The following is a 16,259-nucleotide window of genomic DNA, read 5'->3' on the forward strand; positions in this document are numbered from 1 at the left end:
CGTTTGCGAAACTCGCCCCCGTGAACGCCCGCGCTCGCGTCCTCTCCGCTGTCCTGCTGGCCACCTGCATCTGGGCCTGCGCCTCCTCGCCGCCGTCGGCCCCGCCGGACACGTCGTCTCCGGAGGCCGGCTCGCCCGCGCGCCTCTGGCAGAAGACGTCCGTGTCAGGGGACCTCGCGCGCTTCTCCCGTGACGGCACGCGCGTCACCGCCGACGGCGCGCTGGAGCTGGACCCCGCCACCGCGAAGGACGGCACCGACCCGTTTCCCGCGGGCGGCTGGTTCGACGGCGGCAGCTTCTACAACGGCGGTACCTTCCGCGTCGGCACCGCCACCTCCGAGGTCCAATCCGTCCCCGGCGGCTTCGACAGCGTGGTGCCGTCCTTCGACGCGCAGACGCCTCCCGGCACCTGGGTGAAGCTCACCGTCTCCGCCCGCATCGAAGGCACCTGGACCAAGGACTACGAGCTGGGCGTCTGGGCCTTCGACACCACCACCGTCGCGCGCCACAGCGTGGACAACCAGGGCGACGCCGACGGCAACGTCCTCACCGACACCCTCAACCTCAAGCGCCGCGCGGATGCCCTGCGCGTCACCGCCCACCTCTTCTCCGAACGCACTGACATCAGCCCTCGCGTCCGTGCGCTCGCCGCCGCCGTCACCGATACGCGCCTCAAGCCCCAGGACGCCACGTCGGACCGCACCGGGTGGGGCGTCGTGCTCGACGTGCCGGGCTACTCGCAGATGATCTACCCCGACGGCGGCGAGGTCTGGTGCTCCCCCACGTCCACCACCATGCTGCTCGGCTACTGGAGCCGGAAGCTGGGCCGCGCGGACCTGGAACACCCCGTGCCCACCGCCGCCGCCCATACCTATGACTGGGTCTACAAGGGCACCGGCAACTGGAGCTTCAACACCGCCTACGCCGCCAGCATGTCCAACGGCGCCCTGCACGGACTCGTCGCCCGCTTCGACTCGTTCGCCCCCGTGGAGCGCCTCGTCGCCGCCGGCATCCCCGTCAGCATCAGCATCGCCTACGAACCCGGAGAGCTTCCCGGCGGCGCCTCCCGCCGCACCGACGGCCACCTCATCGTCGTGAAGGGCTTCACCGACACCGGCGACGTCGTCGTCAACGACCCTGCTTTCGGCTCCAACGAAACCACCCACGCCACCTACCCCCGCGCCGAGCTGTGGCGCGCCTGGCAGCACTCCCGGGGCGCCGCGTACGTGCTGTGGCCCGCCGGCACCGCCCTGCCCGAGCAGGGGCTCGTCCCCCTCCCTTGAGCTGCGCGTCCGAATGCGGACACGCGACCAACGCAGCGCGGCGCGCAGTGTCCACTGGCCGGGGCGTCAGACACCCCGTCCCTTGACGTTCAGGCGTCCGTGCGCGACCCGACAAGACCTTTAGCCTTCAGTCCGCCTAAATTAGGCTTGATTTTGGGTCGCGGAATGTAAATACCTGCGACCGCGATTTTGATGTTCCCGCCGGTACTCCGGAACCGGGGACACGCCTGGAGGCAGGACCATGGAGCAGAAGCCGCTGCGGGACTTCCTGGAGATTCCCTACGACGAGCTGGAGGAACTCAACCTCAAGGTGAAGCGCCAGCGCATCAAGCGCGAGTCGCCGGACAAGGTTCGCGAGGAGCGGATCAAGTACCTGACCGACGAGAAGCGCATCAAGGCCGTCACCGTGTGCTTCACCGACCTGGAAGGTCGGCTGCACATGCTGGATTACGACAAGAAGTTCCTCCTCAAGAGCGCGGACAACCTCACCTTCGACGGCTCCTCCATCCGCGGCTTCTCCGCGCAGGCGGAGAGCGACCTGCGCCTGAACGTGGACTGGAGCGCGTTCTACTGGCTGCCGTCCGACATCTTCGGCCCCGGCAAGGTGCTCGCGTTCTGCGAAGTGCTGGAGCGCGACGGCACGCCGTACCACTCGGACATGCGCGGCCAGCTCAAGCGCGCCACCGAGCAGCTGTTCCAGAAGGACGGCACGGTGTTCCACGCGGCGCCGGAAATCGAAGGCTTCCTCTTCAAGAGCCGTGACGCCGAGCGCCACTACCACGAAGAGGGCAAGTTCGAGTTCATCTCCATCGGCGGCTACTACCACGCGCTGCCGGGCGACGGGCTGCGCACCTTCATCGACAAGGCCGCGGAAGCGCAGCGCGCCATGGGCTTCGAGAACGAGAAGGACCACCCGGAGGTGGCGCCCTCCCAGTTCGAGATGAACTTCTCCTACAGCGAGGCGCTGGTCGCCGCCGACCAGATCCAGCTCTACAAGCTGCTCTGCCGCCAGGTCGCCGCGCAGCAGGGGCTGACGGCCAGCTTCCTGCCCAAGCCCGTCACCGGCGTGAACGGCAACGGCATGCACATCAACATGTCGCTGTCGAAGAACAACAAGAACCTCTTCTACGACAAGGGCGGTCAGGACGGCCTGTCGTCCATGGGCTGGGAGTTCATCGACCGCATCCTGAACAACGCGAACGACATCTGCCTGGTGCTCAACTCCAGCGTGAACTCGTACCGCCGGTTGGATCCGCACTACGAGGCGCCCAACCAGATCAAGGCCTCCGCGAACAACCGCGGCGCCATGGTGCGCATCCCGTTCGGCAACGAGCGCAGCGCGCGCGTCGAGTGCCGTTCGGTGGCGCCGGACGCGAACCCGTACATGGTGCTCTTCACGCTGCTGAAGACCGGCCTGGAGGGCCCGCAGCCGCAGGAGGACGCGGAGACCAAGCGCAGCCGCACGCGCTTCCTGCCGGACAACATCTACGACGCGGTGCGCTTCTTCAAGGGCAGCCAGTTCATCGCGCAGACGCTGGGTGAGCAGGTGCAGGGCAAGTACGCGGAGCTGAAGGTGTCCTCCGCGGACCGTTGCCCCAAGCAGCTGGGAACCCGCGTGAAGGACGCGGAGATCCAGTTCCACCATGAGGTGACGAACCAGTACCTCTGGAACCTCTTCTAGAGTTCGCGGTAGCGCGCCTGGAGGAACAGGTAGGCGGCGTAGGCCACCAGGCCCGCCGCCACCACTCCCAGCAGCACGTCGCCCGCGGGTTGGCGGGCGACGACGGCCAGGGCCTCGCCCAGGCCCTTGGCCTCGCCCGGGTTCGCGTCCACGCCCGCGAGCACCAGGAAGCCGCCGATGACGGCGAACACCACGCCGCGCGCGGCGATGCCGAACTGGCACACCCGCTCCACGCGGTGCTGATGCGCCGCCGCCAGGCCCGTGAGCGTGAGCTTCTCCCGGAACTTCGCCTTCCACGCCGTGTGGAACTGCTTCAGCGCGAAGCCGACGATGCCCAGCCCCACCAGCACCACCAGGACGCGGCCGAAGGGCTGCTCCATCAGCGTCGCCGTCCAGCCCTGGGTGCCCTTGCCCTTCCCCTGTGACGCGCCCACCACGGTCTTCACGGCGAACAGCGCCAGCGAGCCGTGGATGACGCCGCTCACGAAGTACATGGCGCGCGTGGCGATGCCCTTCGCGTCCGAGCCCTTGTCCTCCGTGTCCGCGAACGCCTGCGCGAATCTCCAGATGACGTAGCCGACGAGGCCCACGGCCAGCAGCGACAGGAGCACCATGCCGAAGGGCCCGCGCGCCACGGTGGAGACAGCGCCATGGCTGTCCGTGGCGCGTCCGCCCTCGCCCGCCGCGAGCTTCAGCGCGAGCACGCCGATGATGGCGTAGACGCAGCCCTTGGCCGCGTAGCCCATGCGGCCCAGCTTCTTCGCCCACGGGTGGTTCGCGGCTTCCTTCGCGCCGCGCGACAGCCGCTCCATGCCCGGCCCGCGCATCACGTCCATCGTCGCCATGCGGTCTGCTCCTCCCGGCCTTCTGGACCGAAAGGACAGGGTGCGCATCCGGCGGCGCGAACGGACGCAAGGCGCTCCCCCCGGTTCCCCATCCGGACCGGGAGCAGAGGGCCCGGCTGGCTGGCCGCTCAGGGAGCGGCAGCGCCCGGGATTGGCACCCAGGTCAGCGCCTCGGGCGCCTCGGCGAAGAGCGACTTCAACGCGGGAACCTTCGCGTGGTGCCGCTTCATTTCGACCCACACGGTCGGGTGGCTGATCTGCAGGAGCGCGTCTCGCAGCAGCTTCAGACGCTTGGCGGACGCACCTGCGCGCTTCTCCGCGCAGTACTCCCCCAGCCTCGCCCGATACCCGTCGAAGGCCTGCTTACGAGCGGTCGGTAGGGGGACACGATTGAGTCCGAGCACATTCAGCGTGTACTTCGCCCGGGCCTCGTCGCGCGTCCTGCCCTTCGCTGTCACGACGAATTCAAAGGTGTTGAGGATGTCGAGCGTCAGCCACTGCGTGGCATCATCCTTGCGCGGGTCGAGGAGCACCGGCTTGCCGGCGGCAGGTTTCTTGAGCGTGGGCGCGGGCTGGCCCTTCTTGCGCTTGGGGTGGGCGAGCAGCGTGGGGCTGCGGCTCGTGCCGACGAAGACCGCGAACTGGTTGTTCTTCGGACCGTTGCAGGGACCGCACGCGTAGCAGTAGTTGTCCCAGACAAAGGCACGCTCCGGATAGAGATCCTTCGGCCAGATGTGCTCGACCTCGTCGGCCACGGAGTCTTCACAGTAGGAACAGCGCCGTGCGCCGGAACACATTCGCGTGAGAACCTCCTTCACGCTCGTGAAGGTCGCGTTCTTCTTTGCATTGTACCGGGAGAAGAGCCGCTTCGCCTCCGCGACGCGGGCGGTGTAGCCGCGAAGGGCGAGGACCTCGCGCTGATACGCCTTCAGCCGCTTCGCGACCTTCGTGTCGAGGCGCAATGGGGACAGCCGGATCATGCCTTCGGCTCCCGCGGCTCCGAAACGTACGCGACGGTCGGGGAGGACCGCCGCAGTTCCTGCTGCCGCGCCATCTCCTTCTTCGTCAGTCCGTCCGTCAGTTCTTTGGCGTTCAGGCCCGCGAGCTCATCGACGCGCGCCTGCGACGTGCGCGAGCGGGTCGTCCGCTGCAGACCAAAAGCACCGGTTCCGAAAGCCTCAAGCACATTGCCGAAGACAAGACGTTCCCGGTCGAGGCCAGTGAGGAACCGCGACTCCTCGTCAGCACCCGGCGCGGCGAGCTTGAACACGGTGCCAGACTCCGCCGCCTGGCAGACCAGCGGGCTGTGGGTCGTGACGATGAACTGGATGTTGGGAAAGTGCCTGCAGAACCAGGGGCCAATCTCCCGCTGCCAGGTCGGATGAAGATGTGCATCGACCTCATCAATCATCACGACGCCGGGCCGGGAGACGATACTCCCCGTCTTGTCGAAGAGCGCGAGCTTGGGGTACGCGAGCGAGAGCTGCCGGAGCAATTCGAACGTGATGCTGAGGACGGCACGGTACCCGTCGCTCAGGTTCTCCGCTGGCACGCGCGCCTTGGAGGCATTGCGGAACACGACCTCGTGCGGTGTGACTTCGTCGATATGCATCCCATGGGGAAGAAACCCGGGCTGGTTCACGAACGTGATCACCTTGTCCACGGTCACGGGTGCAGCGCTCGGTTTCCGCCGTCCTCCCGGCGTGTACTCGAGCAGCGCGAGCTCGCACAGCCACCTGAGACCGGACGTCAACGCCACCGACTCGCCGAAAATCGAGAGGTGGCGAGCCACGCGCGACTGCGCCTCAAGGAGCTTCTCCCACTCCCGGTCACCGCCGGTGAATCGGCGGAACGGCCCGTAGGACGCCGAGAACCATCCGTGCGGGCTCCACCAGATGTTCGACTCGGGCGGCGCGCCGCGCGTCCTCCACTGCGGGGACCCGACGACCCGCGGTTTGGGGTGACGGAGCACGTCGACGCCCACGCGCAGCGGCCCTTTCACGGTGGACCGGTCGGGAAGCCGATCCGCCTTCGGATCGGTTTCGACCCGGAGATGGATTTTCGCCGAACTGGTACCGAAGCGCACCCAGTCATTCCAGTTGAGGCGCAGCATGGGCGCCTCTTCCCATCCGACGAGCGCGAGTGCCGCGGCCCTCAGGACGGAGCTCTTCCCCACTCCGTTGTCTCCAATGAACACATGCCACCCGGCTCGTGGAGCCTTGGGCGGCAACTCCCAGTCGAGTTCCTCGATGCCGCGGAAGTTCCGGATGGAGATTCGGCTCAGGTACATGAACGGCACGATACCAGTGCATACGACGACAGGGATGCCCGACTGGCATTGTCGCTCAGCGCAGGGTGCGCACGGCCTGGACCACGCGGGGCCACTCCTTGGAGCGCGGGTCGATGAGCTCGAAGTGGCCCGCGCCCTTCAGGGGGACCAGGTGCACGGGGTCCTTCTGCTGGATGCCCCGGGCGTGGAAGCCCTCGCTGACCTTCAGCGGAACGGTGTCGTCCTCGGTGCCATGGAGGAGGACCTGCGGCAGCTTCAGGGGCTGGAGCGCGGCGGGGGACGCCACGGCGTAGCGCTCCGGGACCTGTTCCGGGGTGCCTCCCATGAAGGTCTTCACGATGCCGTTGCCCAGGTCCAGCGCGGCGCCCTGCGCGAGGTCCAGCACGCCGGCCAGGGACACCACGCCCTTCAGCTTCAGCGGGGCATCGCGGTACAGCGGATGCTTCGGTGTGAGGCGGTGCCGCGCGGCGAGCCACATGGCCAGGTGTCCGCCCGCGGAGTGGCCCATGGCCACCACGTTGGAGAGGTCCAGCCCCAGCGACGGAGCCGCGCTCATCAGGTGGTCCGCCGCGGAGGCCACGTCCTCCAGGGTGCCGGGGAAGCCGCCGCCGTCCTGGCCCACGCGCCGGTACTCCAGGCTCCACGTCGCGAAGCCGCGCTTCGTCAGGTCCGCGCACAGGTGGCCCGCGTGCTCCAGGCCGTACTCCGCGCGCCAGAAGCCGCCGTGGACGAAGAGGACCACGGGGTGCGGGCCCTTGCCCTTGGGCTTGCGCAGCTCGGTGAACTGCTGCGGGGCTTCGCCATAGGCGATGCGCGCGTCCGGCGGCGGCTGCGGCGTTTCCAGGACCCACATGGAGCTCATGCCGCGCATCTTGGGAACGGGCGGCCGGGCACCGCAAGTCGCGCCGCGCCGCCGTGCGTGGAGGCCGGGGGCTCCGGTACGCTCCCCGCGTGCTTGAGGCGAATGAAGCGGAGCTGCGCATGGCCCTGGCCGAAGGCCTGCTCTCCCGTGAGGACGTGGACGCCCTGCGCGAGGAGGCGGGGCGGCGCGGAGTGTCCCCGTTGCAGCTCCTCGTGGAGCGGGGGCGGCTCACCGGGGATTCGCTCGTGTCGCTGCGCCGAAGCCTGGAGGTGGAGACGCCGCTCCCCGCGAGCAAGGGAGAGTCCCCGCGCGACAGCGCACCGCATGCACCTCCCATCGAGGAGGAACGTCCGCGCGACGGTGCGCCGCACGCCACGCCCGAGCGCGTGGCGCATCCGCCAGACACCGCCGACGACACGTTGCCTCCAGGCGCGGCCCCCGCCGCCGTGGTGGACGGTCCCGCGTTTCCGGTGCCGCACTGGACGCTCTACCGGCCCATTCGCTTCCTGGGTCAGGGCGGCATGGGGCGCGTCTTCCTCGCGCGGGACCTGCGGTTGCACCGCGACGTGGCGCTGAAGTTCGTTCGCGACGAGGACCCGGAGCTGTCCCGCCGCTTCATCTCCGAGGCCCGAGCCCAGGCCCGCGTGGACCACGAACGCGTCTGCCGCGTGTACGAGGTCGGTGAAGTCCAGGGCCGCGCGTACATCGCCATGCAGTACATCGCGGGGGCGCCGCTGCACACGCTCGCCGGCACGCTGTCCGTGGAGCAGAAGGCGCTCGTGCTCCGTGACGCCACGCTGGGCGTGCACGCGGCCCATCTGGCCGGGCTCGTGCATCGTGATCTCAAGCCCTCCAACATCCTCGTGGAGCGTGGCGAGGACGGCGCCCTGCGCCCCTACGTCATGGACTTCGGCCTGGCGCGCGATTGGTCCAGTGACGATGCCGCCACCGCCACCGGTACCGTGCTGGGCACGCCCCAGTACATGGCCCCCGAACAGGCTCGGGGCGAAGTCACCCGGCTGGACCGGCGCGCGGACATCTACAGCCTGGGCGCCACGCTGTACCACCTGCTCACCGGCCAACCGTCTGTCACCGGTGCCAATGGATTGGAGGTGCTCGGCCGCATCGCCACCCAGGAGCCTCGCCGTCCTCGGGAGCTGGACGCCGGGATTCCGGCGGACCTGGAGGCCATCGTCCTCAAGTGTCTGGAGAAGGACCGCTCGCGGCGCTACGGATCCGCGAGGACACTGGCGGACGACCTCACGCGGTTCCTCGAAGGCGACCGGGTGCTCGCGCGCACGGGCCCTACGTACCGCGTGCGCAAGTGGATGGCCCGTCACAGGGTCGCCGTCGTCGTCGCGAGCATCACCGGGTTCGCCGTGGCGGGCGCCGTGGGCCAGGGCGTGATGGCCCGGCGGGAAGTGTCTCGGCGCGAGGCCCTGACCCGGCGCTTCACCGAGGGCGTCGAACGCATCGAGGCCCAGGCCCGCTACTCCGGCCAGGCGCCCCTGCACGACACGCGGCCGGACCGCGAGGCGATGCGCGCCCGCATGCGTGACATCGAAGCCTCCATGCGCGACGCAGGTCCCGTCGCGGAAAGCCCGGGCCATTACGCCTTGGGGCGCGGGTTCCTGGCGCTGGGGGACGAGGAGTCCGCGCTCACGCACCTGGAGACCGCCTGGGCGAAGGGCTTCCGTGAGCCTCGCGTGGCGTATGCGCTCGCGCTGGTGCTGGGCCATCGCTACCAGCGCGAGCGATTGGAGGCGGACCGCATCCCGGACGCGGCCAGCCGCGAGGCGAAGCGGCGCGAAGCCTGGACGCACTCTCGTGACCCGGCACTGGCCTTCCTGGAGCAGGGCCGAGGCGCGGAGGTGCCCGCCCCCGAATACGCGGAGGCCCTTCGCGCCTTCCATCAGGAACGCTTCGAGGACGCGCTGAAGTCACTGGACGCGCTGGGCGCGCGGCTGCCGTGGTTCCACGAAGCGCCACGGCTCCGGGGCGACGTGCTGCTCGCTCGCGCCGTGCGCCATGCCCTGGCGAGTGAACGCGACGCGGCCCGGGACGACCTGGAGGCCGGACGGCGGGCCTACGACGCGGCGGCGGACATCGGCCGCAGTGTGTCCGCCGTGCACCGAGCGCGGGCGGAGTTGGAGCAGGAGGCCTTGTTCCAGGAACTGTCCGGCAAGGGAGACGTGCTGCCCGCGTACACGCGCGGGATGGAGGCCGTCTCCCGCGCGCGCACGGCGGCTCCCGATGAAGCGGATACCTGGGTGCTGGAGGCCCTGCTCCACCGGAGCCTTGCGCAGGCGAGCCTCAGCAGTGGAGGCGACGTGGAGCCGCTCCTCACACGCACGCTCGACGCGGCGAAGGAGGCGCTGCGGCTTGCTCCCGAGAAGGTGGAGGCGCGCCACGCGCTGGCCATGGGCTGGTGGCAGTGGGCCCGGTACCGTCAGGACCGGAACGAGGATCCGCGCGAACAACTGCGGGCCGCCGTCGCCGCCTTCGAATCCATTCCCGAGTCCTCGCGCGACTACGACTTCCACCTGGACCTGGGGCTCGTCTTCAAGGTGTGGGCGGATTCAGAGGACGGGCGAGGCGGGGACTCGCTGCCCTTCCGGCAACAGGCCATCGCGTCCTACCGACGGGCGTTGGCGCTGGACGCGAAGCGGCCGGATGCGTGGATCAACCTGGGCACGGCCTACGTGAACCGGGCCAACCATCCGCGCGCACCGTCGAAGGACGCGGACCTGGAGGAAGCTCGAACGGCACTGGAGCGCGCGAGCACGCTCGACCCGGGGCACGTCGTCGCGTGGTTCTACCTGGCGGAGGTGCACCGCGCGCTCGCCTTGCGCCTGCGAGATCACGGCGGCGACGCGGGGCCAGGACTCGCCCGCGCGCTGGAGGCCTATCGCCAGGGCGTCGCCATCAACGCGAAGCTGCCGCCGCTCCAGAACGGCGTGGGGACCATCCTGCTCGACCAGGCCCGCGAGGCGTGGGACCGGGGAGATTCACCAGAGCCCCTGTTGGACCAGGCGGAGCAGGCCTTCCAGCAAGCCATCGCCATCGCGCCCAAGGTGGGCTTCGCGCACAACAACCTGGGTGAAGTGCGCATGTGGCGCGCGACCTGGCGCCTGCTGCGCGACCAGGATCCCACCGCGAGCGCGAAGGAAGCTCAGGTCGAACTCCAGCAGGCCACCACGTTGCTGCCCGGACTCGCGGAGCCGTGGGCCAACCTGGGCCAGGTGCACCACACCGTGGCCGCGTACGCGCTGAGGCACGGGAAGGATCCACGACCTGCGCTCGCTCAGGCCACGGAGGCGCTGGAGCGTGCGTTGAAGCTCAACCCATCACTCGCACAGGCATGGCGCTGGCGGGGAGAAGCGCGGGCGCTCCAGGCTCGCGAGGAGGCCCGGCGGGGACAGAAACCAGACGCGTCCTTCCAGGCCGCGGCGAGCGATTTCCAGAAGGCACTTGAGCTGGATCCCGAGAACCTGGATCCGCGCCTGGCCTACAGCGCGCTCCTTCGCGAATGGGGCTCGACGGCCTCCAGTCCGGACACACGAGCCCACCTCCAGCAGGGACTGTCCCTGACAGAGACCGTGCTCACCGCGCGCCCCCGGTGGAAGGACGCGAGCATCTTGCGCGATGATCTGCGTCGCGCACTCGCGAAGCTGCCACCGGAATGACGGCACCCACTGCGTGCCGTGAGGAGGCATTGCTTGAGCCACCGCGCATGACGGCCTGGCGCGGGTTGGTGAATGCACGGCATCTTCGCCGCTCCAGGTGTTGCCGCGCAGATGCAACGTTCATAGCGTCGGCGCATGCCGCTCGCCCTCTACGCCGGAATCGCCGTCTCGGACTACGCCACGGCTTGCGACTGGTACTCGCGACTGTTCGGCGGACCGCCCACGCTCGTCGCCACGCCCACGAAGGCGGTGTGGGATCTCGCGGAGCACCGGTCCATCTTCATCGATGAACGCCCCGAGCACGCGGGCCACGCGAACCTCTCGATCTTCGTGGACGACCTGGACGGCCTCGTGGCCCGGCTCGCCGAGCGGGGGATCCACGCGGAGAAGCAGGAGACGTACAAAGACGGCGTCCGCAGGGCCACCTACCGGGACTCCGACGGGAACGAGCTCGGCTTCGGCAGCGCCCCCCAGCGCTGACCACCTGGAGCATTTCCATGAGCACAGGCAGGCCACCCTTTGGACCGCGGGTCTTCACCCCAGCGGACGCCGCTTTCGAGCAACGCGTTCGCGACAGCTTCGCGCGCCAGCGCGTCATGGACACGATTGGCGCGTCGCTGATCTCCGTGGCACCGGGCGAAGTCATCATCGAGCTGCCGTTCCGGGAGGACCTCACGCAGCAGCACGGCTATCTGCACGCGGCCATCGTCACGGCCATCGTCGACAGTGCATGCGGTTACGCGGCGTACTCGCTGATGCCCGTGGACGCCGCCGTCCTGACGGTGGAGTACAAGGTGAACTTCCTCGCGCCCGCCGCGGGCCGGAAGTTCATCGCGCAGGGCCGGGTGACGAAGCCCGGCCGGACGCTCACGGTCACCACGGGTGACGTGTTCGCGGAGACCGATGCAGGACTCAAGCCCATCGCGACCATGCTCGCCACGATGATGGCCGTGAGCCAGCGGGAGACTTCGGGCTGAGCTGAGTCATCCGGGGCAGCGTCGCCCAGACCTCCCCGCTCCCCACCTCCTGCCAGCGACCTTCCAAAACCTGTCCGACTGTCGGACAGGTTCGTGCGCTGCGGCCGGGGAGGCCCTGCCGGGCTCTCACCTTCTCATCCGTGCGGACGGACAGACTTGTCGTCCGATTTGCGCGAACGTGCGCCCTCCCCTCGCCCATCGGACAGCAGGACGCCGCCGGTCCAGCGACTCCCGAGCGGCCTCGTGTCAGACCCGGCCCGTAGAACCGGGACGCCAGCGCTCCTCCATCGCGCTCACAGGATCGTGCCAGCGTCCGGTGCGAAGTAGTGGTCGTCGTCGAGGTCCGCCAGGAGCCCGGGCCCTTCGGGTCGCCAGCCGAGCTGTTCACGCGTGCGGGCGCTCGACGCAGGAGCATCGATCGCGAAGAGCGTCCCCAGGAAGCCGAGGAAGTCGCCCGCCTCCGCTGGCGTCTTCGAAGCGACCGGCACCCCCAACCGGCGGCCGATGACAGCCGCGATGTCACGGGCTGGCACGCCCTCGTCGGCCGCGGCGTGGAGCCTTGAACCCGCGGGGGACCGCTCCAGCGCGAGCCGGAAGAGCCGGGCCGCGTCGGACCGGTGCACTGCGGGCCAGCGATTCGCCCCATCCCCGACGTAGGCGGCCACGCCCTTGCGCCGCGCGGAAGCGATGAGGTGCGGCACGAAGCCGTGGTCGCCCTTGCCGTGAACCGACGGTGCAAGCCGCACGATGGACGTGCGCACACCGCGCTCGGCCAGCGCGAGCATCATCGCCTCCGACGCGCCGCGCCCCGATGGAGCCGCCGCGTCGGTCTCCACGGCGATGCGTCCCGGCGCCAGGCCCAGCAACCCCGCCGCGATGACGAGGGGCCGCTGGGAACCCTCGAGCGCCTTGCCCATGGATTCAATCGCGCGCGCGTCAGCACGCACCGAGTCCGCGAAGCGGGAGAAGTCGTGGATGAACGCCAGGTGGATGACGCCGTCCGCCTTCGCCGCTCCCGCACGCAGGCTGTCCGGGTCGTCCAGCGAACCGCGATGCACCTCCGCCCCCGCCGCCTCCAGGGCCCGGGCCGAAGCATCCGAGCGGGCAAGCCCCACCACCTGATGCCCTGCCCCCAAGAGTTCAGGGACGACCGCCGAGCCGATGAAACCAGACGCACCCGTCACGAATACGCGCATGGAAAGCTCCTTGATGTCAGCTACTGACATCACTACTAACAAGTGATGTCAGTGACTGCAATCAGGTTAAGCTTGGACCCATGGGCCGCTGGGAACCCAACGCACGAGACCGGCTTGCACAGGCCGCGATGAGCCTGTTCCAGGAGCACGGGTACGACCGGACGACGGTGGAGGAGATCGCCGCGCGCGCGGGGCTCACCGAGCGGACGTTCTTCCGCTACTTCACCGATAAGAAGGAGGTCCTGTTCGGAGGCTCGGACGCGCTCCACAAGCGCATCGTCTCCACCATCGCGGAGGCCCCTCAGGGGACCGCGCCGCTCGACACGGTCGCCGCCGCCCTCGAGTCCCTGGCCCCCTTCTTCAAGGACCGCCGCGAGCATGCCCGGGCGCGCCAGGCGCTCCTCGCCGCGCACTCGGAACTGCGGGAGCGCGAGCTGATCAAGCTGGCCTCCCTCGCCTCGGCCGCCGCGGACACGCTTCGAAAGCGCGGCGTCACCGAGCCCACCGCGAGCCTGGCCGCCGAGGCAGGCATCGCCGTCTTCAAGGTCGCGTTCGAGCGCTGGCTCGAGGACCCGAAGGCGCAGGACCTCTCACGGCACATCCAGCTCGGCCTCGAAGAGCTCAAGGCCGTCACCGCGAGCACCAGTCCTCCCGTGGCTCCGGCCGCGCCGCCACGGCAGTCCGCCAGGCCGGTCAGGGCTCGCAAGCCCTGACGTGGTCCGCATCACGGGGCGCGGGCGTCAGTCCTCGTTGCGCCCGGTAACTTCCAGCGTGCCGTTGATGGTCTGTCGGATGCCATCGGACTGCGTGGGCTGCGTGCACTTGGAGCAGTCGCTCGTCGGGCAGGACCACAGCGACGTTCTCGTCCCCGGCTCATCCCCGGAGCTCAGCGTCCAGGAAGCGACCTGACACGCGGGCACCGACAGGGGGTTCCGCCGAGGGTCCTCGAGGAAACTGCTTTCATGCACGCGGATGCACCGGTCCTGCTGCACCTGGGACACGAAGCCCACCGTCTGCCCGGGCAGCACCTTCACCGTCGTGCTGCTGAAGTGCACCTTACCGTCCGTGCTGGCGGTGATGGTCACCAGCACGTCCGCCTGGGGCGGCGTCGGGTTCACCGTGCAGGGCTGCACCGGCTCGCTGTCGGACGACGCGGCTTCGGATGAGGTGGAACGGGCGCCACTGGCACAGGCCAGCAGCAGTCCGGTGAGGCACAGCGGGAAGAGGACGCGGCTTCGCATGGGGAACCCTCCAGGGGATGAAGACGGATGACGCGACGGCTCAGCAGCAAGCGTGCCACTGCGTTCATGGGACCTTCGCCGTAAGCCCCAACTCCTTCAACCGCCGCCCCAGCGCGCGCTTCGATACCTCCAGCGTGCGCACCATCGCGTCCAGGTCGCCGCCGCAGGTCTCGAAGCAGCGGATGATTTCGTCTGCGCCCAGGTCCCCGGCGGTGCGCAGGTTCGGGCTGCGCTCGATGAGGTCGTAGACGGACGGGCGTGGAATGCCCAACGCGTCCGCCGTGGCCTTCAGGTCCCATGCGCTCGCCCGCAGCGCGGCCAGCAGCTCCGCCTCCGTCACCTGCGATGGCTTGCGCCGGGGCACCGCCGCCTCGCGCGCCTCCGGGGCGTCGGCGCCTTGAGCCGGAGCCGCGGGAACGCCAGCCGAGGCCTGTGCTCCTCGCGGAATCGGCGCGGCCCCCGCTCCCGCCGCCGAGCCCAGTGCTTCCTCCAATTGGGGATCCAGCTGCAAGCGAGCCTGCCCCCGGCTTCCAATGACCAGCTGCCGCGTGAGGTTGCGAAGCTGCCGGATGTTCCCCGGCCACGCCGCCCGCACCAGCCGCGACGCCAGCGGCGCGGGCAGCCACGGCTCCGCGTGCGGATCCTCCGTGTCCAGCCGCGCCGCCTCTCCCAGTGCCGCCAGCTCCTCGCGCGCGAAGTGGAAGAACAACCGGCCCACGTCCTCGCGCCGCTCCCGCAGGGCGGGCACGCGCAGGTCGTAGCCCGCCAACCGGTGCAGCAGCGGCGCCTTGAAGCGCCCGTCGCGGATCTGATCCTCCAGGTGCGCGTCCGTCGCGGCGATGAGCCGCACGTCCACCTTCACCGGCTGGCTGGCGCCCACGGGGTACAGCTCGCCCGTCTCCAACACGCGCAGGAGCATCACCTGCACTTCCGGCGGCGCCTCGCCCACCTCGTCCAGGAACAGCGTGCCCCCGTGCGCGGCGCGGAAGAAGCCCTCGCGGTCCTGCGTGGCCCCGGAGTACGCGCCCTTCCGCGAACCGAACAGCTCCGCCGCCGCCAGCTCCTTGGGGATGGCCCCCAGGTTGACGCTGACGAAGTGCCCATCCCGGCGCGGTGACAGCTGGTGGATGGCCTGCGCCACCAGCTCCTTGCCCGTGCCCGTCTCGCCCCGGATGAGCACCGACACGTCCAGGTCCGCCACCCGCTCGATGTGCTTGCGCAGCCGCCGCAGGCCCGCGCTCTCGCCCACCATGCCCGGCGTGTCCGCCATGCCCTCGCCGTCCAGCTCCACCGTGTGCAGCAGCAGCACCACGCGGCCCGACAGCTCCAGCGCGACTCCGTCCATCAACTCCGCCGGCCCGAAGTCCCTCGCGCCATGGAGCGGCACGCCCGCCGCGACCACGTGCGTGCCGTCCTCCGGCACCGTCAGGCGTACGCCCCCATCCGGCAGGGCGGAGAGCTCCAGCGGCTTGCGGCTCACGAATGGATCCGCCAGCGGCAGCCCCAGCGAGCTGCCCGGCTTCGCGAAGTCCGGCCCGTTGCGCGACAGGGCCAGGGTCCGCCCCGCCACCACCGCGTCCAACAGCAGCCGCTCCCCCACGCGCCGGGGCACCGGATGGGACACCACCGTCAGCGCGGGCACGGCGCGGGGAGCCGCCCGCGAGCCTCCGCGCTCCTTCATCGCGGCAGTGGAGACATCGGCGAGGGGGTCGTGCGGCATGGCCCACGACCCTACCGCACGCGCGTCAGCGCTTCGCCGCCTTGGGCGCCAGGCTCACCGTGACGGTGTAGTTGCCGGAGCCCTGGCTGAACGACACCGTGGAGGAGATGTCGTAGTTGCTGCTCTTCGCGATGACGCCAGGGCCGGAGGCGTGCGACCAGCGGTTGTCCCACCACAGCACGAACTGGTCCGTCGACGGGCTGGCGCCGCACGAGTACGTCACGGCGCCCTCGTCCCCCATCAGCCCCCAGTTGGGCTCCGCGGTGAACAGGTTCTGCGGGCCCGCCTGCGTCGACACGTTGGGCGGCGCCGACGGGCTGAGGGCCCCGTGGTCGATGGTGGGAGTGCCCGGCAGCCAGTTGGCTCCGCTGGTGTTGTTGGCGACGAAAATCACGGAGGGAGTGCCCATGGTCTTGCTCCTAGGTGGGTTGAGGTGACGCCTCCTCCCCCAAAGCAACCGCGATGCCACGCCCCGCCC

Annotated in this window: 14 protein-coding genes; 6 read left to right on the top strand and 8 right to left on the bottom strand. The window is 69.7% G+C overall.

The features are described 5' to 3' along the window. The first annotated feature begins 20 nt into the window (after nucleotides 1-20). Together D7V77_RS12365 and D7V77_RS12370 are read left to right on the top strand one after the other, a co-directional pair. Nucleotides 21-1,283: a C39 family peptidase gene (locus D7V77_RS12365; RefSeq protein WP_120576477.1), complete on the top strand. Its 1,263-nt coding sequence runs from the start codon at nucleotides 21-23 to the stop codon at nucleotides 1,281-1,283. 241 nt (nucleotides 1,284-1,524) lie between these two features. Next, nucleotides 1,525-2,964 carry a glutamine synthetase family protein gene (locus tag D7V77_RS12370; RefSeq protein ID WP_120576478.1) on the top strand — a complete coding sequence of 480 codons (1,440 nt, stop codon included), beginning with the start codon at nucleotides 1,525-1,527 and terminating at the stop codon, nucleotides 2,962-2,964. On the opposite strand, the gene D7V77_RS12375 is transcribed toward D7V77_RS12370, so the two are convergent. From D7V77_RS12375 to D7V77_RS12390, 4 genes are all read right to left on the bottom strand, one after another. Beyond that, the gene (locus tag D7V77_RS12375) at nucleotides 2,961-3,809 is read right to left on the bottom strand and encodes a DUF1206 domain-containing protein (RefSeq protein WP_120576479.1); all 849 of its coding nucleotides are present in this window, start codon (nucleotides 3,807-3,809) and stop codon (nucleotides 2,961-2,963) included. The two genes, D7V77_RS12370 and D7V77_RS12375, sit on opposite strands and share 4 nt — an antisense overlap. 128 nt (nucleotides 3,810-3,937) lie before the next feature. Further along, entirely contained in the window at nucleotides 3,938-4,789 is an 852-nt protein-coding gene (locus tag D7V77_RS12380) for an aminoglycoside phosphotransferase (protein WP_120576480.1), read from the bottom strand. Next, nucleotides 4,786-6,099, bottom strand: a complete 1,314-nt coding sequence (locus D7V77_RS12385; protein ID WP_120576492.1) for an AAA family ATPase — start codon at nucleotides 6,097-6,099, stop codon at nucleotides 4,786-4,788. Before D7V77_RS12385 ends, D7V77_RS12380 begins: the two co-directional genes overlap by 4 nt. A gap of 55 nt (nucleotides 6,100-6,154) precedes the next feature. After that, complete coding sequence (locus tag D7V77_RS12390) at nucleotides 6,155-6,961, bottom strand: S9 family peptidase (RefSeq protein WP_120576481.1); 807 nt, start codon at nucleotides 6,959-6,961, stop codon at nucleotides 6,155-6,157. 119 nt (nucleotides 6,962-7,080) lie between these two features. On the opposite strand from D7V77_RS12390, the gene D7V77_RS12395 reads away from it, so the two are divergent. The 3 genes from D7V77_RS12395 (at nucleotide 7,081) to D7V77_RS12405 (ending at nucleotide 11,624) form a co-directional block, all read left to right on the top strand. Then, nucleotides 7,081-10,647, top strand: coding sequence for a serine/threonine-protein kinase (locus D7V77_RS12395; protein ID WP_233596908.1), 3,567 nt, complete (start codon nucleotides 7,081-7,083; stop codon nucleotides 10,645-10,647). A gap of 135 nt (nucleotides 10,648-10,782) precedes the next feature. After that, entirely contained in the window at nucleotides 10,783-11,127 is a 345-nt protein-coding gene (locus D7V77_RS12400) for a VOC family protein (RefSeq protein WP_120576482.1), read from the top strand. A gap of 17 nt (nucleotides 11,128-11,144) precedes the next feature. Continuing rightward, nucleotides 11,145-11,624, top strand: coding sequence for a PaaI family thioesterase (locus tag D7V77_RS12405; RefSeq protein WP_120576483.1), 480 nt, complete (start codon nucleotides 11,145-11,147; stop codon nucleotides 11,622-11,624). Between the two features lie 293 nt (nucleotides 11,625-11,917). Here D7V77_RS12405 and D7V77_RS12410 read toward each other — a convergent pair whose 3' ends face one another. After that, nucleotides 11,918-12,820, bottom strand: a complete 903-nt coding sequence (locus D7V77_RS12410) for an SDR family oxidoreductase (protein WP_120576484.1) — start codon at nucleotides 12,818-12,820, stop codon at nucleotides 11,918-11,920. 80 nt (nucleotides 12,821-12,900) lie between these two features. Between D7V77_RS12410 and D7V77_RS12415 the strand changes: the two genes are divergently transcribed. Further along, entirely contained in the window at nucleotides 12,901-13,533 is a 633-nt protein-coding gene (locus D7V77_RS12415; protein ID WP_120576485.1) for a TetR/AcrR family transcriptional regulator, read from the top strand. 27 nt (nucleotides 13,534-13,560) lie between these two features. On the opposite strand, the gene D7V77_RS12420 is transcribed toward D7V77_RS12415, so the two are convergent. The 3 genes from D7V77_RS12420 to D7V77_RS12430 all read right to left on the bottom strand — a co-directional run bounded on the left by D7V77_RS12420 (nucleotide 13,561) and on the right by D7V77_RS12430 (nucleotide 16,190). After that, the gene (locus tag D7V77_RS12420; RefSeq protein ID WP_120576486.1) at nucleotides 13,561-14,061 is read right to left on the bottom strand and encodes a hypothetical protein; all 501 of its coding nucleotides are present in this window, start codon (nucleotides 14,059-14,061) and stop codon (nucleotides 13,561-13,563) included. A gap of 64 nt (nucleotides 14,062-14,125) precedes the next feature. Beyond that, nucleotides 14,126-15,781: a sigma 54-interacting transcriptional regulator gene (locus D7V77_RS12425; protein ID WP_120576487.1), complete on the bottom strand. Its 1,656-nt coding sequence runs from the start codon at nucleotides 15,779-15,781 to the stop codon at nucleotides 14,126-14,128. A gap of 25 nt (nucleotides 15,782-15,806) precedes the next feature. Further along, entirely contained in the window at nucleotides 15,807-16,190 is a 384-nt protein-coding gene (locus tag D7V77_RS12430) for a hypothetical protein (RefSeq protein WP_120576488.1), read from the bottom strand. Nucleotides 16,191-16,259: the final 69 nt, after the last annotated feature.

It is taken from the genome of Corallococcus sp. CA041A, from assembly GCF_003612075.1.
GTDB lineage: Bacteria > Myxococcota > Myxococcia > Myxococcales > Myxococcaceae > Corallococcus > Corallococcus exiguus.